Origin of the sequence: Kineococcus gypseus (assembly GCF_050871305.1) — a bacterium.
In the GTDB taxonomy this organism is placed as follows: Bacteria; Actinomycetota; Actinomycetes; order Actinomycetales; family Kineococcaceae; genus Kineococcus; species Kineococcus gypseus.
On record NZ_JBJLRD010000004.1, the window covers coordinates 38044 to 55614 of the forward strand.

Annotated in this window: 19 protein-coding genes; 7 read left to right on the forward strand and 12 right to left on the reverse strand. The window is 72.2% G+C overall.

The annotated features are described in order from the left end of the window. Positions 1–73: 73 nt before the first annotated feature. The 5 genes from ACRYMN_RS02105 to ACRYMN_RS02125 all read right to left on the reverse strand — a co-directional run bounded on the left by ACRYMN_RS02105 (position 74) and on the right by ACRYMN_RS02125 (position 3396). Positions 74–682, reverse strand: coding sequence for a hypothetical protein (locus tag ACRYMN_RS02105; RefSeq protein WP_432491478.1), 609 nt, complete (start codon positions 680–682; stop codon positions 74–76). After that, positions 679–1230, reverse strand: coding sequence for a hypothetical protein (locus ACRYMN_RS02110; protein WP_432491480.1), 552 nt, complete (start codon positions 1228–1230; stop codon positions 679–681). The genes ACRYMN_RS02105 and ACRYMN_RS02110 overlap by 4 nt, the downstream gene beginning before the upstream one ends. A gap of 124 nt (positions 1231–1354) precedes the next feature. Then, the gene (locus ACRYMN_RS02115) at positions 1355–2014 is read right to left on the reverse strand and encodes a 3'-5' exonuclease (RefSeq protein WP_432491482.1); all 660 of its coding nucleotides are present in this window, start codon (positions 2012–2014) and stop codon (positions 1355–1357) included. A 126-nt stretch (positions 2015–2140) separates the two neighbouring features. Then, positions 2141–2845 carry a metal-dependent hydrolase gene (locus ACRYMN_RS02120; protein ID WP_432491484.1) on the reverse strand — a complete coding sequence of 235 codons (705 nt, stop codon included), beginning with the start codon at positions 2843–2845 and terminating at the stop codon, positions 2141–2143. A gap of 56 nt (positions 2846–2901) precedes the next feature. Beyond that, complete coding sequence (locus ACRYMN_RS02125; RefSeq protein WP_432491486.1) at positions 2902–3396, reverse strand: hypothetical protein; 495 nt, start codon at positions 3394–3396, stop codon at positions 2902–2904. A gap of 198 nt (positions 3397–3594) precedes the next feature. On the opposite strand from ACRYMN_RS02125, the gene ACRYMN_RS02130 reads away from it, so the two are divergent. The 4 genes from ACRYMN_RS02130 to ACRYMN_RS02145 all read left to right on the forward strand — a co-directional run bounded on the left by ACRYMN_RS02130 (position 3595) and on the right by ACRYMN_RS02145 (position 6767). Beyond that, positions 3595–4221: a hypothetical protein gene (locus tag ACRYMN_RS02130; RefSeq protein ID WP_432491488.1), complete on the forward strand. Its 627-nt coding sequence runs from the start codon at positions 3595–3597 to the stop codon at positions 4219–4221. Positions 4222–4287: 66 nt separating this feature from the next. Then, positions 4288–5922 (forward strand): hypothetical protein, encoded by a 1635-nt coding sequence (locus ACRYMN_RS02135; protein ID WP_432491490.1) that lies wholly within the window; start codon positions 4288–4290, stop codon positions 5920–5922. A gap of 159 nt (positions 5923–6081) precedes the next feature. Then, the gene (locus tag ACRYMN_RS02140; RefSeq protein ID WP_432491492.1) at positions 6082–6354 is read left to right on the forward strand and encodes a type II toxin-antitoxin system VapB family antitoxin; all 273 of its coding nucleotides are present in this window, start codon (positions 6082–6084) and stop codon (positions 6352–6354) included. After that, on the forward strand, positions 6351–6767 hold the full coding sequence (locus ACRYMN_RS02145; RefSeq protein ID WP_432491494.1) for a PIN domain-containing protein: 417 nt from the start codon (positions 6351–6353) through the stop codon (positions 6765–6767). Before ACRYMN_RS02140 ends, ACRYMN_RS02145 begins: the two co-directional genes overlap by 4 nt. A gap of 192 nt (positions 6768–6959) precedes the next feature. On the opposite strand, the gene ACRYMN_RS02150 is transcribed toward ACRYMN_RS02145, so the two are convergent. The 3 genes from ACRYMN_RS02150 to ACRYMN_RS02160 all read right to left on the reverse strand — a co-directional run bounded on the left by ACRYMN_RS02150 (position 6960) and on the right by ACRYMN_RS02160 (position 11104). Next, on the reverse strand, positions 6960–8192 hold the full coding sequence (locus ACRYMN_RS02150) for an RNA polymerase sigma factor (protein WP_432491496.1): 1233 nt from the start codon (positions 8190–8192) through the stop codon (positions 6960–6962). Positions 8193–8263: 71 nt separating this feature from the next. Further along, a complete protein-coding gene (locus ACRYMN_RS02155; protein ID WP_432491498.1) occupies positions 8264–8614 on the reverse strand; it encodes a YciI family protein in 351 nt (116 codons plus the stop codon). 240 nt (positions 8615–8854) lie between these two features. Beyond that, entirely contained in the window at positions 8855–11104 is a 2250-nt protein-coding gene (locus ACRYMN_RS02160) for a MinD/ParA family ATP-binding protein (protein WP_432491500.1), read from the reverse strand. Between the two features lie 697 nt (positions 11105–11801). Here ACRYMN_RS02160 and ACRYMN_RS02165 point away from each other — a divergent pair. Further along, positions 11802–12281 carry a helix-turn-helix domain-containing protein gene (locus ACRYMN_RS02165; RefSeq protein WP_432491502.1) on the forward strand — a complete coding sequence of 160 codons (480 nt, stop codon included), beginning with the start codon at positions 11802–11804 and terminating at the stop codon, positions 12279–12281. Between the two features lie 33 nt (positions 12282–12314). Here ACRYMN_RS02165 and ACRYMN_RS02170 read toward each other — a convergent pair whose 3' ends face one another. The 4 genes from ACRYMN_RS02170 to ACRYMN_RS02185 all read right to left on the reverse strand — a co-directional run bounded on the left by ACRYMN_RS02170 (position 12315) and on the right by ACRYMN_RS02185 (position 15455). Next, positions 12315–12941 carry a phosphoesterase PA-phosphatase gene (locus ACRYMN_RS02170; RefSeq protein ID WP_432491504.1) on the reverse strand — a complete coding sequence of 209 codons (627 nt, stop codon included), beginning with the start codon at positions 12939–12941 and terminating at the stop codon, positions 12315–12317. A gap of 1 nt (position 12942) precedes the next feature. Next, positions 12943–14181: a hypothetical protein gene (locus ACRYMN_RS02175; RefSeq protein ID WP_432491506.1), complete on the reverse strand. Its 1239-nt coding sequence runs from the start codon at positions 14179–14181 to the stop codon at positions 12943–12945. Then, positions 14178–14765: a hypothetical protein gene (locus ACRYMN_RS02180; protein WP_432491508.1), complete on the reverse strand. Its 588-nt coding sequence runs from the start codon at positions 14763–14765 to the stop codon at positions 14178–14180. The genes ACRYMN_RS02175 and ACRYMN_RS02180 overlap by 4 nt, the downstream gene beginning before the upstream one ends. A 180-nt stretch (positions 14766–14945) precedes the next feature. After that, a complete protein-coding gene (locus tag ACRYMN_RS02185; protein WP_432491510.1) occupies positions 14946–15455 on the reverse strand; it encodes a helix-turn-helix domain-containing protein in 510 nt (169 codons plus the stop codon). Between the two features lie 461 nt (positions 15456–15916). On the opposite strand from ACRYMN_RS02185, the gene ACRYMN_RS02190 reads away from it, so the two are divergent. Together ACRYMN_RS02190 and ACRYMN_RS02195 are read left to right on the forward strand one after the other, a co-directional pair. Next, the gene (locus tag ACRYMN_RS02190) at positions 15917–16282 is read left to right on the forward strand and encodes a hypothetical protein (protein ID WP_432491512.1); all 366 of its coding nucleotides are present in this window, start codon (positions 15917–15919) and stop codon (positions 16280–16282) included. Between the two features lie 726 nt (positions 16283–17008). Then, positions 17009–17536, forward strand: a complete 528-nt coding sequence (locus ACRYMN_RS02195; RefSeq protein ID WP_432491514.1) for a hypothetical protein — start codon at positions 17009–17011, stop codon at positions 17534–17536. Positions 17537–17571 lie beyond the last annotated feature (35 nt).

Genomic DNA, 17571 nt, shown 5'->3' on the forward strand with positions numbered 1-17571 from the left:
TCCGTGAAGTCGCCGGGCCGCCCCGGGCCGCGCTCTGTCCGCGGGATGACCGTGATGTCGGTGCCGGCCAGCGTCAGGTCGCTGGCGACGCCGGTCCGTCGTCCACGAACGGAACCGCGGAGGCTGCGATCTGGCGCAGGTTGGGCAGGTGCAGCGTCGTGGTGGTCGGGGCTAGGGCCGGTCCCCAGGACACCTCGAAGCCGAGCTTGTCGTCGGTGGGCAGGCCGAGGATGCGCACGGCGCAAGACAGACGCAGCACGTCGTATCCGCGGTAGCCGTCGTTGCGCTGACCCAGGACGAGTCGCTGCGGCATGTGGTCGACGAAGGCGTGGACGAGGGGGTCGTTGGGCTGCCCTGGCCAGTGCTCCCACAAGGCGGCCTGCACGGCGGCTTCAGCGTCGCTGCGCGCGGGGAGGACCTGGGGGATGAACGCGGCGTCGGCGCGGGCCACCAGCCAGGCGGTGAGGCGGTCGGGGTGGGCGAAGAGGCAGCGCAGCCCGACGGCGATGCCGGGCACCTTGGCCAGCAGCACCGGGCCGTGGGCGATGGCGCCCAGGCTGCGCCGGGTCGCCTCCGAGTCTTCGATGAGCCACGGCTTCCACGGACGCTGCCCCGGCTCCCAGGGTTGGGGGTAGGGGCTCGGGTCGCCGGTCCGGTCGCCGGTCGGGTCGTTGGTCGTCATCCCAGTCTCACCACCCGTTCGGCCAGCCCGTCCAGGTTGTCCAGGGCCAGCACGGTAGTGGTCATCGGTGCGCCGAGCTCGGGCCAGCCGGCCTCCAAGGGCAGGCGTGCGTCCTCGGGTAGCTTCGGCCACCACAGGTCGAGGTCGTGGATGTAGGCCGGGGCGCCGGGGTCTCCCGCAGGGTCGTCGCCGGTGTAGCCGCGGGCGGTGTGGGCTCGGCTGTCGTAGTGGTGTGTCAGGCGCAGCCAGAGTTCCCCGTCGGGGGTGAGGCCGGCAGCGGAGGCGGGCACGCTCAAGCGCACCTCGCTGCGCGGCAGCAGCGGGCGGTGCCGGCGGCCGCTGCGGCTGCCGGGGTGGATGTCGGACTCGTAGGCGTTGCGGGCGGTCTGACCGAGGGCTTTGACCTCGACGGAGAGCAGCAGCCCGTCGAGGTAGGCGAAGGCGCAGCGCAGGCCGATGCCGATGCCGGGGCCGGTGCTGAGGACGCGTGGGCCGTGGGCGAGGGCTCCTAGTCCGTCGGCGAAGGAGGAGGAGATGCCGCTGTCCATCTTCTCAGCCTGCCGTACCCGGGAGGCCTGGTCACCTGTGTCGGATGTCGAGGGTCGTGTTCGGCGACCGCGCGCAATTCGGCATGACCGTGAAGTCGCCTCTCCATGATCGGCAGGACAGGCCCTAGACGCAGCTGGCCATGAGGCGCAGCAGGGTCAGCATGCTGCGGCAGTCGTCGAGGGCTCGGTGCCCAGCTCCCGGCAGTCGCTTGTTGCGGAAGCGGGTGCGGTCGGCGAGCAGCTCGCCGTTCCAGGCGGCGTACAGGTCCATGGCGCAGTCCCAGCTGGCTGCGGTGTTCAGCGGCCGAGCGATGCGGTGCTCCTCGGCGGCGAGCACGGCGCGGTCGTAGTGGCAGTTGTAGGCGACGACGCGCCGGCCGTGCAGGACCGTCCGCAGCTCGCCGGCGACCTCGTGCAGCTGCGGAGCATCACGCAGGTCTTCCAGGCGCAGGCCGTGCACGGCGGTGGCGTCGGCGGGGATGGGCTCACCGGGGCGCACCAGGGTGTCGAGGAGGACCTGCCCGTCGGCGCTGAGGACGCCGACCTCGATGACCTGCCCCCACAAGGTGGTCGTCTCGGTGTCGAGCAGGACGACGGACGGGTCGGCCAGCAGCTCGCACGCCAGCGTTCGGGCCAGGGCCCGGTAGGCCGGCAGCTCGCTGGGGTCGATGAGCGAGCTGGGTTGGTGCGCGTTGGCGGCGTTCACGACGGCCGGCGCTGGCGTCACCGCCGAACCGGTGACGCGGTTGGCGGTGCGGCTGGTGGCGCTCACGGTGGTGGTCACGGTGTTCCTCCCCTTCCGCACTGCAGCCCGGCCGGTGCGGCACTCACGGTGCCAGGCGGCGCGCCTGCAGCGAGGCGTTCGTGGTGGTGTGTCGACGAGGCAGGGCTGCGCAGTTGAAGCGGCACCTCAGGGCAGGTGGGCCGCGAGGGTGTGCACGTGCTGCCAGGCGCCGGTGCTGCGCACCAGCAGCACCGCGGTGGTCAGGGCGCAAGCCACCGCGATGGGGGTCTCGAAGCGCGGGTCGCCGGTGACGAACAGGTCCGCGCTCATGCGGGCCCGTCGGCCACCGGCCGCGCGGGGCAGCGTGGCCAGCGGCCGCGGCACTCCTCCGCGGGTGAGAGCGTCACCGGCGATGTGCACCAGCGTGCCGCCGGCCAGGGCCAGTGGCATCCAGTGCAGCGTGAAGGGGGCGTGGTAGGTGAGCCACCAGGCGCCGGTCAGGGACAGCGCCAGGTTGCCGACGGTGGTGGTTTCCAGGCGCCCGGGGATGTAGGGGGCGCACGCGTGCAGCGCGGCCCCGGTGACCACGGCCAGCAGCGGCAACTGGGTCAGCGGGTACTGGTCGGCGGCGAGGGCCAGCACCGCCACCGCCAGCGGAGCCAGGACCGGGTCGTGGGTGCCCCAGCGGTGCCCGCCTGCGAGCTTGCCGACCAGACGAGCCGGCGCCCAGCTCACCCAGCCCCACATGGTGACGACGGTGGACCCGGTGGGCTTGGCCAGGAAACCGCCCTCGTTCCAGCTGACGCCGCCCTGATCGAAGTCGGGCAGCAGAGCCGCCCCGCCCCAGGCCGCGGTCCAGGCGAGGACGGCGGCCGGGGAGGACAGGTTCATCAACGGAACGCTGGCAGCGCCCACGAGCAAGCCCGTGGCCGCGTGCGTGCGACCCATCATCCTCGCGCGGCCAGCGGCCCTCGCTCACCGCCCTGGTGCAGGCGCTGCGCGGCGCTGTGCGTGCTGATGTCGCTCCAGATCGCCAGGACGACGAACACGATGGCCGCGATCATCGACACGTCGAGCAGCGGGGCCTGCGGGCTGTCGGCGATGGCGGCGAGCACAGGCAGCGCGACGATCGCGCTCCACCCGAGCAGGCCCGCGGCGACGGCGTGAGGCAGGCGGCGCGAGTGCACACCGGCCAAGACCGCGACGGTCAGCGCGGTGGCGGCCGCCGCGGTGAGCAGGGGCTGAGCCATCAGCTGCATGAGCAGGAGGGCCTCGGAGGCGATCTGCCCGGAGATCGCCGGGGCGATCAACACGGGGGCCAGCGCCGCGATGACGGCGGCGCTGCGGGCGGTGTGCAGCGCTCGCAGGGAGATGCGCTGCGAGCGCCCGCCCGCCGCCTGGCGGTTCGTGCTGCTTCGGTCGGGTCCGGTGGTGGGTGCCATGGAGGGCTCCAGTGCTCGAAGGGCTTCTTGCACCACGTCTAGGTACGCAGCGGCCCAGAAACCGGACAGGCGATCGGTGAGGAAAGTTCCGGCGCGCGGGGCGCGGCGCGCGGCGCAGGCGTTGCCGTCCTGCGACGATGTGCCGGATCGGGTACATCGCTGATGCGGCTGCAGTCACCGCGAAGGGAGCCAGCACGCATGCCCCCCACCACCAGCGCCCGCCCCGGGAGCGGCACCGGCGCGGCGTCGCGCCTGCCGGCGATGGGCGCCCAGCAGGCCACCGCCGCCCTGGGCGTCACCCCTCAGCAGCTGCGCAAGCTGCGCGAGTGCGGCCTGCTGGGCACCCGCGCCGCGCTGGAGGCGCTGCGCAGTCCCGGGGGGCAGTGGCGCTACCCCTACGAGTCCATCCGACAGCTGCACGAGCGAGCGCGGGTGGACCTACCCAGCGCCGGTGAGGACCTCGCCGTGCACGTGGCACCCCTGCAGCTGGACGAGAACGGCCAGGCGCACCAGCGCACGCACCTGGGCTGGAGCGCGCACGCCGTGCAGGCGGGTCTGAGCGCTCAGCAGGTCGAGGACGCCTGGGCGGGGTTGTGGTCGGTGAGGGACCCTCAGCGGCACGTGGGAGCCGCCCTGGTCGCCGACGTGGCCGGCTTCGTCGTCGAGGTCGCCCGGGTGACCGGCTGGCGCCTGATCGCAGGCGACGTCCGCTTCGAGGTCGAGGCGCCCACCGCCGTGATGCTGCAGCGCTACGCCGGGCGGCGCTTCCACGCCGCTCCCGGGGACACGAAGCAGCGCCTGATCAGCGCACCCGCGCCTACCTGAGCCGGCGCTCCCCCGACCACCTACCAGCACCCCGCCTCCAGCACCCCGCCCCACCAGGAGCCCTCGATGCGTCCCGTCCCCTGGACCGTCCGCCCGGTCCCCACCGTCTGGCTGGACTTCACCACCGGCGTCGGCGTCACCGACTCCGGCGCCCGCGTCACCCCCCGCCTCACCGGCCGGCGCAAGCGCCCCACCCTGGTGGACCTGCTCGACACCGCCCATAACCTCTCCGCCGAGCGGATCATGCTCACCGGCAAGCTGCCGGCCGTCGCCCCCGGCCAGCCGCACTGGCTGATCGCCGAGACCCCCTCGTGGACCTCCCCGGGGCACTGGCTGTCCACCCCGCCCACCGGCCGCTTCACCCACGAGGTCACCGGCCGCACCCTCGAGGTGCGCACCGCCGCGGAGTGGTTCCCCGCCGAAGGCCTCACCCCTGACCAAGCCCGGCAGGCGTGGGTGACCACCACCGAGGCCATCAAGGGGGTGGAGGACATGGAACTGCTGAAGTCCCCCGCCGCCACCGGCGCGCAGCTGTGGGCGCGCTCGCTGCCGCGCACCCTCGACCCCGAGCCGCTGCCCGCCGACGTCGCCGAGCTGCTGCACCGCACCTCCGGCCAGCACCGCATCGAGCACCTGACCACCGGCCCCGCCGCCTGCGCCTGCGGCGCCTGCCGACCGCTGGTCAACCTGCGGGAGACCCCCCGCGGCGGCTTCGCCTACGTCGACGGCCGCTTCATGTACGCCTCGCTGTGCCGCGAGCTCGGCAGCGGACCCGTCACCCGGCTGACCGGTGCGCAGGGCCAGGAGCTGCTGGAGTCCGACCCCTACGCCCGCGCCCGCTACCGGGTGCGCTTCACCGTCCCCGACTGGTGGGACCACGTCGGCGTACTGCCGGTGGCCCACGAGGAGGTCAGCGCCGGCTGGCACTACCCCAACGTGCCCGGCGCGAGCGCGGAGACGTGGGCGGACGGGGTGGAGGTGAAGATCGCCCACGACAGCGGCTGGGACGTGCAGGTCCTGGAGGGCCTGCGCTTCAGCAAGGGCCGGTTGCTGGACACCTGGGCCGACCGGCTCAAGCGCGCCCGCGAGCGCCTCACCACCGGGACCGGAGCCGTCGCCCAGCTGGACCCGGCGGTCCGGGCCGCGGCGGTGGCCGCCGTCCGCGGCATCCTCATCCAGGGCATCGGCGCCTTCGCCTCCCGCGGCCGGGAGACCACCCGCGTCGTCTGGTCCGCGCGCGAGGTCCCCCCCGAGGCCGCCGCCACCGTGGTGCGCCACGGGGAGGCGTTCGTCTACCGGGTGCCCAGCCGCCAGACCGGCGGGCAGGCCGCGGCGCTGTACCGCCCCGAGCTGGCCGCGCAGGTGTGGGCCCGCGGGCGCGCCCGGGTGCTGGAGTGCCCCGCCGCGCTGCCGCACCGCCCCGGCGCCCCCCGCCCGGTGGTCGGCGCGCTGCAGGTGGACCCCGCCCAGCTGCTGGCCATCAACGGCGATGCGATCTACACCACGAGCGTGCCGACCTGGTCGCTGCCCACCGCCCACGGCGGCGGCGACGACGGCGCCGTGGGTCGGATGCGCCTGCAGGGCTGGCTGCCCGCGGTGAAGCTGCCTACCACCGCCGCCGAGCGCAACGTGCTGCGCGGCAAGGCCGAGGCCGCTGGCGCGAGGGCCGCACTGCAGGTTCCCTCCCATGAGCCATCCTGACGCGCAAGAGGCACCCTCATGGCGCCGGTCAGGACGTTCCCCAAGCACTTCTCGGTCGCTCGAGTCGCGCCAGTGGCCTGCGACCGGTCAGCGCCGCGACCGTGGCCACTTCGATGTACATCAGCTACCCTCGGGATGTACACACCGAGGAGGTCCGCCGTGAGCAAGACCCACATCGACATCGACGACGACCTGCTCGCCCAGGTGGCTGCGATCACCGGGACGACCACCAAGCGTGAGACCGTCGAAGCCGCCCTGCGCGCGACCTTGCGCCAGGAGCGCCGCCGTGCCGCCGCCGAACGTCTGATCACCCGCGCCGAGAGCGGCTACTTCGCCCCGCTGCTGCAGGAGCACCCCAAGGCCTCCAGTGAGGACGTCGGTGAGGACGTCGAGAGACCGGCCGCCGACGGTCGAGCGCAAGGCGCTGCGTGACCTTCCTGCTGGACAAGTCCGCCCACGCGCGCTGGCACCAACCGCTCGTGGCCGCCCGGCTGAACGACCTCCTGCGCGAGGACCTGCTGATCATCGCTCGACCCAGCGTGCTGGAGATCGGCTTCTCCGCCCGCTCGCCCCAGGACTACCGCGAGGTCATCGCCGACGTCACCGAAGCCATGACCGTCATCGAGGTCAGCGCCCAGATCAGCGCCCGCGCGCAGGAGCTGCAGGAACGCCTCACCCACCGGGGCTGGCACCGGGCACCTGGACCGGTGGACCTGCTGCTGGCGGCCACGGCCATCGAGCACGAGCTGACGCTGATGCACCTGGACAAGGACTTCGAGCTGATCGCCCTCGTCAGCTCGTTGCAGCAGGAACGGGTGGTTCCGCGGGGCACACCCGCTGCGTGACCCCGTCGAGGCGCCCTGCGCTCGACCGGAGCGCTGCGCCGATCTCAGCGCCGTGCCGCCGATCGGGCGCGAGCACCACGGCCGCCGCAAGTCCTGCAGCGTCGATGACCGCGCGGTCGTGCAGGGGTGGCGAGGCACGCCGTCGGCTGTGGTCGATCCTGCGGTGGGTGCGTCGGCGGGTCCGGTCGCAGGTCAGGACTGCAGTTCGGTACGTCGTCGGGTGAGGTAGGCGCGCTGGGCGTCGTTGCCGGCGGTGGTGATCGCCTCGTCGTAGGCGTGCAGGGCTTGCTCCCGACGTCCGAGCCGGCGCAGCAGGTCGGCGCGGACAGCGTGGCGCGGGGGGTAGTCGGGCAGGTCGAGCCCTTCGATGACGGCCAGGGCCTCGGCTGGTCCTTCGACCTCTGCCAGGGCGACGGCCCGGTTGAGGGCGACGATCGGGGTGGGCACCAAGGCGAGCAGGTGGTCGTAGAGAGCGAGGACCTGCGCCCAGTCGGTCTCCTGCGCGGTGCGAGCATCGGCGTGCACCGCGGCGATCGCGGCCCGCAGCTGGTACGGCCCCGGCCGGGCGCGGCGCAGGCAGGAACGCACCACGTCCTGACCCTGCTCGATCGAGGCCCGGTCCCAGGTGGAGCGGTCCTGCCCGCCCAACGGCACCAGCGCACCACCGATGCCGGTGCGGGCGCCGCGGCGCGACTCCGAGAGCAGCAGCAAGCCCAGCAGCCCGAGAACTTCGGGCTCATCGGGCATCAGCTCGGCCAGCGAACGCGTCAGGCGCACCGCCTCGGCGCACAGCTCGGTACGCACCAGCTCCTGCCCCGAGCTCGCCGAGTGCCCCTCGGTGTGGATCAGGTACAGCACCGCCAGCACCCCGCGCAGCCGCGCCGGCAACTCCGCCTGGCGCGGCACCCGGTAGGGGATGCCGGCCTCGCGGATCTTCTTCGCTCGCACGATGCGCTGGGCCATCGTGGCGTCCGGCACCAGGAACGCCCGGGCGATCTGCGGGGTGCTCAAGCCCCCCAGCAGCCGCAGCGTCAAGGCCGCTTGCGCCGCCGTGCTCAGCGCGGGGTGGCAGCAGGTGAACGCCAGCCGCAGCCGCTCATCGCGCACAGCACCCTCCTCCACTGGCTCGGGCGGCTCGTCCGGGGCGTGCAGCAGGGCGGCCTCGGCGTGGCGCTGGGCGCGGGTGGAGTCGCGCCGGTGGCGATCCACCGCCCGGTGGCGGGCGGTGGTGATGATCCAGCCCGCCGGGCTGGGGGGTAGTCCCGTGAGCGGCCAGCGCTGCACGGCGGTGGCGAAGGCGTCCTGCACCGCCTCCCCGGCGGCGTCGATGTCGCCGAGGAGGCGGATCAGGACGGAGAGCGCGCGGCCGTGCTCGGCGCGGAAGACGACCTCGACGTCGTCCACGCCGATGCGGAGCGCTGCCACGGCTCCGGCGTCGGGCGCAGGTCCAGGTGCGGGTCCAGGCACGGGGTCGGGCACGGGGTCGGGCACGGGACTCAGCCCAGGAAGGGCCGCACCTCGATGGCCAGGGTCGTGGCCCTGGCCGCCTCGCGTCCCCACTCCAGGGCCGCGTCCAGGTCCGCGGCCTCGATGACGCAGATCCCGCCCAGGTGCTCCTCGGCCTCGATCCACGGCCCGTCGGTCAGCAGCACCTCCTGCCCCTCCTCCCCGCCGAGGCGCACCACCGTGGCCGACTCCGGCCCGTGCAGAGCGCCGGCGAAGACCCACGCCCCGGCTGCGCGCAGCTCCTCGTGCAAGGCGGCCACGTCCGCACCGATGCGCGCCACGGCCTCGGGCGCGGGCCGCTCACCGGCGGGCTGGATCACGCTGAGCAGGTACTGGGTCATGGCTCCTCCTGGTGCCCCGGGCCGGTCCGGTGCCGGCGCTCAACCTCCACACGAACGCCACTGGTGCGGATCGACACCTCACCGGGACAAACTTCGCCAGGTTCGAAGCATCCGGCTTGGCCGTGCTGCGGCGCGTCCGCAGACAGCGCCCTCAGGACATCGGGTCACCGCGCTGCGCCGGCGCGGTGAACTGATGAGCTGCCGCGCGACCGGCCCTGATCGCTCTGGGCGCCGCGGCGTCTACTGCTGGCGCGCGCGGCCGTAGTGGGGCAACTCCGCCAGGCCGGGTAGCGCGTCGCCCACTGCACCCTGCGGCAGCGGGACGGGGCGGTGGGCGCGCTGCCACCAGTGCCGGCGCGGGGCGCGCGGTGCACGCGGCTGGTCCGGCTCGGGCTGCACGCCGAGCGGAACGCTGTGCGCCGACGCCGCGGGCGACAACGGGGTGTGCTCGTGCGGCTGGAAGTTGCCGGCCAGGGCGGCGGCGGCGTCCATGTAGGCGTCGCGCACGTCGGAGCCGACGGTGCCGATGCTGACGTGGACGCCGTCAGCCAGCGCCGCAGAGTACGGCACGAGGACGACGGAGCCGCAGCGGCGCTGGAAGTGGTCCATCAGCGACTGCACGTGCACGCCTCCGCCGCGCCGGGCGCGGGCCAGGGCGCTGCCCTTGCTGGAGCGGGAGACCATGACGGCGCAGGCGCGCTTGACCAGGTCGTGGTGGCCGAGTTCCTCGAGGAAGTCCAGGGCCTGGGAGGAGCGGGTGGCGGCGTCGAGGTTGGTGCCGGCGACGATGATCAGGTCGTCGACGGTGTCGAAGGCCTTGGGCATCTCGTGCACGCCGCCCGGGCCCATGTCGGTGATGACGATGTCGTGGAAGCGCATCAGCACTTGCAGGGCCTGAGCGTGTTCGGCCTCGCCGAAGGGGCCAGCGGCGCGGGAGTGGTCCGCTCGGTACAGGTGCAGGCGGTGGCTGCGCACGGCGTAGTCGCTCAGCTGCCGGATGGACTGGATCGGCCGGCGGTCGTTCTGCTGCAGCATCTGCTGCAGGCTGAGGTTGTCGACGGTGGCGAAGCGGTGCAGCAGGTTCCCGGCCACGGGGTCGGAGTCGACGGCCGCGACGGAGTCCTCGCGGATGGTGCTGAAGACCTGACCGAGCAGGCCGGTGGTGACGGTCTTGCCCACACCGCTGCCGAAGGAGATGACGGCGATGTGCCGGCCATCGCGCAGCGGTCGGCGGATGCGGGCCAGCAGGTTCTCGTGCTCGATCTGCTGGCGCGTCGGAGAAGGCATCACCCGGCCGGCGGTGACGCGGGCCGTGGCGCCGCGCCAGCCGCTCTGGGGGCGGGCGGTGTCCGCGAGGACGAGCGGAGCGGCATCGCGCAGCGTCGCTTCGCGGTAGCGGCGGATGAAGTCCTCGTCCTCCGCGCTGGTGTCCACCTCGGCGTTGCGCGCCGGCGTGCCCGGCGGCGTGACCGGCAGCTTGGCCGGGCTCTCCTGGGGCGCCTGGTCGCCCTGGGTGGCCAGGAACTCGTGCGCCTGCGGCGCGGCGAGGGGCTGGCTCACGCGAGCCTGCGGCTGCTCCACGCCCTGCCAAGTCCGCTCTTGCAGCTCCTGCTCGACGAGGTGCGCATCGACGGCGCCCATCAGAGCCGGCGGCTCCTGCTGGGTGGCGCCGTCTGCCTCCTCGACGTCGTAGGTGTCGGCGCTCTCGGCCTCGTCGTCCTCGTCGTCCTCGTCGTCCTCGTCGTCCTCGCCGTCGGTGTGATCGTGCATCTCGACGTCGAGGCTCGCCGGGGCGGCTTCGTCGTCCGGCTCGGTGAACGCGGCGGTGTCCAGGTGGTTGGCGACGTGCTCGTCGCGCTCCTCGGCGCGCAGGTCCTGCACCGGCTGACTCACCGCCGCACTCGGGGTCTTCGCCGCCTCCACAGCCTCACCTGAAGCGGCGTGCGGGTCCTCCTGGATGCCGTTGCTGGCCTGCGGCGCCAGCTGCTCGATCCGGTAGACGTGCGGAGTCGCCTGCCTGAGGGACGTGGCCGCCACCCGCTCCTGCTCGATGCCCTTCTCGAGCTCGACGTCGACCTCGACGTCGTCTCCGGCGCCCGCGCCACCCCGGAGGTCGACGGCGGGGTGGGTGGCGGCGGTCGGGACCGCCGGGGCGCTGAGGCGGTGCAGGCGATCGGTCAGGGTGTCCGGCTGCGTCGCGGCCGCCGGCTCGGTGGTCTCCTCGAGCGGCTGAGCGAGGACCGTGGCATGGGCGGGTTGACCATCAGCCTGCCCGGCACGCTCCAGGGCTGCGACGTCGATCGTCGTGGCGCTGGTGGTGCTCGCCGCGGAGGCGGAGTCCTCCACCGGCTCTTGCTCGCTGTGCTCATGCTGCGCCTCGACCGGCTGCGCCGCGGCCGACTGCTGCTTGTGCTGCTGGCGCTTCAGTTCGGCGCGCTGGCTGGCGCGCACGCTCGCGGCCGCCGTGCTGCGCGTGCGCGAGCTCGGCATGCGCGGCGGCCGCCTGGTCGTGACGACCTCGACCGCGGCTCCCTGCTGCTCGACGGGCTGCTGCGCGGCGCTCTCACGTGCTGGAGCAGGCGTCGCCGGTGCGCTCGGCGCCTCGTCACCGGGGCGCGGCGCCCTGCGCAGACCGCCGGAGTCACCGCTTCGCGGGGCTGCGCGCAGCCCGGGGGCTCGACGTGCGGGCCGAGCCGGCTGCACGCTGGCGGTGGACTCACCGAGGGCGTCGTGGTCCGGGTAGGCGGTCCTGGAAGCTTCGGTCATGACGTCCTCCGAGACGTATGGCAGGTCGCTGGTGGGGTGAGGCGGTGGTGCGTGCTGCGCGGATCGCGGCTTCGCTGTGGGCCGCAACGCGCGCACCAGCGCCTTCACTCTGCCAGAGTAACGGTTTATGCGCCAAGAGAGTCACGACATCCCGGTCCAGCTTTCCCGTCCACCGCATCGGGCCACACCCTTGGGCTCCTGAGGGCTCCCCTGTGCGCTCAGGGGACGCTCATCACGCAGCGCAGGCCTGAGCACGCTCGACGCACCGGCCGTCGCGGGTAACGCTGCACCGCAGCAGGCAACCACGGCGCCCACACCGCTGCCGCTAGTGTTGATCAGGCACACCGCCGGTGTGCAGGGCCCCACCTGCGGTGGCACGCGGATGGTGCTCATACCAGCAGACGGGCGATGGAGGAAGTAGATGGCCAGCGGCGCCTCCGGCGGCGGCCGTCAGAATGCCCTCCTCCTTCAGCGGATGAAGCACCTCTTCGAGAATTACGTCTCCCCCGGCACCAATGCACCGCTCACCGGAAAAGAGATATCGGAGCGCGCAGCGGATCTGGGGTACAACCTGAGCACCTCTTACATCCTCTCCCTGCGCAACGGCTCCAAGACGAATCCGAGCATCGAAGCGCTCCGGGCGCTCGCGGAAGTGTTCGGCGTGCAGATGAGCTACTTCTTCACCCCTGACGACGTCGACAAGTCCCGCAAGCCCTCGGCAGTCGAGACGGCCGTCGCCGCCGCCATGCGCAATGACGATGTCCGCGACATCGCTCTCAGCGCGGCGAAGATGACTCCGCAGACACAGCGGGCACTGGCCAAGATCGCCCGAGAGCTCAGCCAGCTGGACATCGTCAAGCACGGCGGCAATCCGGAAGAAAAAGGACCGACGCATTCCTGACCTATCGGGCGCCGAACATCAAGATTGACGGACTTAGCGCAGCGGCAAGTACACGCTAGCTACGACCACGGCCCCGAGCAGGGCGCCCGCGATGACTTGACCCGTGGTGTGATCACGCAGGCGCACCCGCGCCCAGGACGTCAGGGGCAGTACCGCCGCGCCGGCGACAGCGGCAGGCGCACCGAGGATGTCGGTGAGCACGACCAGCGAGCCGCCCATGCACCCTGCGTGGATGGAGATCTTCCACCAGACGTTGATGAGCACGAACGGTGGGATGGAAGCGATGATCGCCACCAGCACGACGAGGAGCTGAACGGGCGCGCCCCACACGTTCAGGAGCACCAGCCCGAGCAGGCAGGTGCTCAAGCCGAAGAGCGTCGGCACCAGCCGCTGGTGACGCACACGGATGTGCCGATCGCTCCAGCGCCCCAAGCGCACGCCGAGCAACACGAAGGCGTAGGGCACCACCGCGGTGAACATGCCGGTGAGCACCGCCCAGCGCAGCGCCTGAGCAGTACTGGAAGTGACGTGCCAGGCCACGACGAGCTGGGTGGCGAGCATGACCCAGGGCGGGGCGAAGACGTCGGAGAGCAGCACCGCTGCTCGCGTCGACCTGCTGGAGGCGCCGTCGACAGCGGTGCCGGTGGCGTCAACCGGCACCTCAGCCTCCCTGCGCACTGGAGCCGAGAGCCTGCGTGGTGCGCTGCTCGTGCGTCTGCTCGTGCTGCTGCTCGTGCTGGACCGCCTCGGCGAGGTCGACGGCCTGTGGGTAGACCGCCGCGAGACGTTGCAGCATCGGCCCGTCGTCGTGGTGGGCGAGCGCCAAGGGCGCAGCAACCTCCTGGCCGTCGAGCTTGCGGCGCCTGGCCAGCTCGATGCGGGTGGCGAGCAGCAGCGCCTCGTCATCGCGCTGTGCGTGCAGTAGCCGCCGTGCGCGGGCTTCGTCGTCCTGGTGCATCCACTCGGCCAGGTCGCTGATGCCATCGCTGATCTCCCGCTCGCGCCGAAGCAGACGTGCCCGCGAGCCCAGCACCCCCAGACCAGCGCTGGAGGCCGGGCTGGCCACGCGCAGCGCGCGTGCCAGGTGGCGCAGCAGACCGGCACGCGTCACGTCCGCCACGCGCTGCAGGTGCGGCAGCAACCACGACGGGGGGCAGGTGCTGCGGCTGCGCCACTGGCCGTAGCAGATCGCCGTGAACGCCAGGACGAGGGCGGCGTTGCCGATGTCGTTCGATGCCGCGCTGAGGACATCACTGTTTGCCGAGGCCAGCACCGCGGCCATGATCCGACTGGCGCCGTAGGTGAGGGCGCCGAGGCCACCGACACCCAGGACGCTCATTCCGGCGCGCTGAGCGGTGGGCTCACGGGTCTGCTGCCGAAAGCGCAGGGCTTCTCGCGTGAAGGCGAGGGCTGAGTTCACGAAGTAGCCCATGAACACCAGCCAGTAGATCAACCCGCTGTGACCACCCAGGCCGCTGGCGCGCTCGAGCATGGCGCGGGGATCGTCGTTGAGGTGGAAGCAGGTCTGCAGGAGGATCGCGACCACCAGCCACCGCCGTGAGATCCACCCGGAGACGCTGCGCGGCCGGTAACGGGGGGAGGTACCGGCCAGCAGTTCGGCTTGCACCATCGCCTGCCTGATGGGTACGAGTCCGATCAGGTGCTTGACGTGGTCCGTCAAGCCGGGGCGGCCGGTCGCGTCGTCCAAGGCTCGGGTGATCGGTTCCAAGCTCAACGTCAGTGCGATGGCCGCCGCACCGATGACCCACAGCAACCGCAGCGTGTTGTCCCGCCGTCGGGGGCTCGACTCCCCGCCACTGCGGGCGCGCAGCACGAGCAGGAGCAGCCAACCGGCCGTCAGCCAGCACAGCAGCGCGATGCACAGCCGCGGAACGCTCACCGTTCAGCGTCCTCGATGCCGAGCATGGAGCGCACCCGCACGCGGGCGAGCGCCGAGGACGGCGGGCGGGGAGCGGAGGCGTGCAGGGGTCGAAGGCGCATGCCTAGGTGGGTGGCCAGCAGTTCAGCATCGCGTTCGGCGGGGTCGCGCCACTCACCACGCGCCAGCAGCGGCTGCGCTGGCGCGGGCTCGGTGGCCAGGATGCGCCGGGCGGTGGCAGCGGAGACACCTTGCAGGTGGTGGTTCAGGCCGCACTGGTGGTCCAGGAGCATGTGGGCCAGTTCGTGCAGGATGTTGTGCGCACGGCCCTCGTGCCAGGCCGCCTCGTCGACCAGCAACACGTCGTGATCGGACATGCGCAGCCAGGCGGCACGAGCATCGTCCTTGCCGGTGACCGAGCGGACCCGGTGACGTGGGACGTAGCTGATGATGATCTCGCGCCCCGTGCGCTGTTCCACGACTTCGCGCAGATCACCCACGTCGGCGCCGGCGGGCAGTGCCAGGGAGTCGGCCAGGCGCCGGCAGCGGGGACTGGCCAGGACATCGCGTGCCCGCAGGTACACGCTCAGCACCTGCTCACGCACGGCGGAACGTACTTGCTGAATGGAGCGGGGCGCGTACTGAGTGTGCAGGTGGTGCTCGGTGCGGGCGCTCGAGGTGGTGCGTGGACGCATGGTCGGTGGTCTCCATGACTCGACGAACCCGCGCAGTATGCACACGTCCGAGCGGGCGAGCGAAAACCGCACGGCACCGTTCGGGTGCCCCTAGGGCTGCTCCACCTCTTCGTCGGCGCCCTCTGCCGCACTGGGCTCTTCAGCAACACCCGGGGAGTTCGCCTGGGCACTGTGCTCTCGAGGTCGGCGTCGGCGCAGGGGATCTTTCGCTCGTAGCGCTTCCCTGGACTCGAGTCCCTCGATGGTTGAGCGCAGCACGTCCAGGCCTTCCGTGCTGAGGTTGGTCGCTCGTAGCAGCAGGTCCTCGATGCCTCGCTGACGCATCGCGGCCAGCAGTTGCAGCTCCGCGCTCGTGCGGGTCGCCACCTGATCGCCTTCGAGGAAGTACTTCGGGTCGACTCCGAAGAAGGCAGCGATGGCGGTGATCTGGTCGAAGCCGGGGTTGCGGCTGGCACCGGATCGCAGACGTGACAGGTGCGAGGGCGTGATGCTGACCTTGCCGGCCTCGTTGATGCCGTCGGCGACCTCGCGTAGGGAGTACTGCCGGCCAGTGGGGTGGCGGATGTGGTGGAACAGTTGATCGAGTCGCGCGGCGAACACCCCTGGATCGTTCGGGGGTGTCATGCGTCCTCCATGCCTGCTCGGGCCACCGCTGTCGTCGACCCCGCCACGTCAGGGCGTCACAGCGGAGCGTGGCGAAGCCTGCCACACGCCGACTGCTGCGATGCCTCATCTGCAGCGTGCATCAATGCACGCCTGGGCTATGCTCGTGCACCGTGAACCACGCCCATCCCGACTGACCCTCCCGAAGGCGCGCGGAGCACAGCCTCGACCTACCGCGAGCCACGAGCCACGAGGAGACGACACTCGACTCCCCCACCGCACGACTGCACCACCCCCTTCAGGGCGCACCGGACATCCGCACTCCTCGTGCGCGGTGGCGCACCACACAGCCGGCCGCCGACTCCAGGACGACCCGACCTCAGGAGCAACCTCAGGAGCAAGGGAGGACCGTGTCCCGCTGCAGCACCGTGCGCGACGCCCACCGCGAGGTAGAGCGGTTGGCCGACGAACTGGACCTTCCCGCCGCTTACACCCAGGACACGTGGTTGGAGACGGTCAGTCGACGCCTGGGCCGCCCCATCTACTGCAGCCAGATGCCGGTGAAGCTGCTGCGACTGCTCGCGCTCGTGCACTCCGAGTGCATCACCGGCTTCACCCTCACTTACCGCGACGGCTGGCTGATCTTGCTCAGCGCAGACCTGAGCGAGGCGCAGCGACCCGTGGTGCTGGGTCACGAGCTGGCCCGCATCTGCTCCGGCGACGTGCCGGCCGGAACGGATCCCCACACCAACACCGACGTCGCCCAGGCGCTCTTCGCGCTCTTGGGCCTGGCCGAGCCGAGGGACGCTCCATCCGAGCGCTGAGCTCCAGCCCCGGCCAGAGGCGTCGCACCGATCGCCTGAGGAGGCCGCTGACGAGCAGGTGGTCCACCGGACACCTGGGTCGCTGCGATCCTGCATGTGCCCGTGGTGGCGCGCACACCACGACGCGCTCGTCTGGGCAGCTGAACGGCACCAGCTCGGATGCCCGCGCGACGAGGCTCCTGCCCCCAGCGTCGTCAATTGATCAGCAGCTCGCGCCGGGTGAGCCGCTCGGCGCTTCTCGCGCCTGAGCCGGTCATCATCGCCTGAGCGAGCGCACGAGATGACCTCGGCTCGGCGGGGCCGGCGGACCCGCGCAGGCTCGAGCGGGCGTTCCGCGCGCTCGCACCGGTCGTGAACGCTCGCGGGAGGTCGCGCGCCCTAGCGAAGGCGCCGAGAAAGCTGCGGCACTGCTGGAACGAGGGGTGAGCAGCAGCAGCTGCGGGCGGTGTCGGCGGCCACGCTGGGTGAGCGGTGCAGGCACTACACTGCGGGGCGGGTGGTGCTCGGACCGACGAAGGCGCTGTCAAGGGGTGCGGATCCTGTCGTCGCTGGGAGGACCGCGCTGCAGCAAACCGTGAGGCCCCAGACGCGGCCGTCCACGGGGTCGAGGGATGCGTTTCGCTGGCGCTTAGATCTCGACTCGCGGCACCTTCGTCGGCCCCGGCACCGCCCGCGCCGCCACCCGCGGCGCTGACCGCTGCACGCCGACGAGGAGGACCGACCCCGATGCCTGAGGCCAGCTCCCGGCGCACCCCTGACCCCGCCGCGGTCCAGGTCCAGGTCGAGCGCCTCATCGCCGTGGACGACGAGGCGCTCGCCGGCGCCTTCAGCGACCACCTGTGGTGGCTGACCAGCGCCGTCACCGCCGACGGTGAGCCGGTGCACGACATCTCCGATGACGAGTTCGCCGAGCAGGCGGCCTACCGCGCCCCTGCGCTGGCGGCACGAGCACTGAAGGCCGTGCGGCGAGCGCAGCAAAGCGTGCACGAGACGGTGCCGCGCCAGCCCGCTGAAGATGAGCAGGCCTGGCAGCGGCGGGTACGTCGCTACCTGAGCCACCTCGAACGCGAGGAGGTGATCTTGCAGACGGTGGTCGCCGGGCTGAAGGCGCAGCGCGGCATCATCGCGACGCCACGCAACCCGCGACGCCGAGCAGAGCACCGCCTGGCCCAGATGAACCTGGCCCAGGACCTGCCTAAGGGCACGATCGTGGAGCTCACCCAGCAGGAGAAGCGCGTGGCCAAGCGTCGTTGATGCGCCGACACGCTGACGGGTCAAGGGCCGCGAAC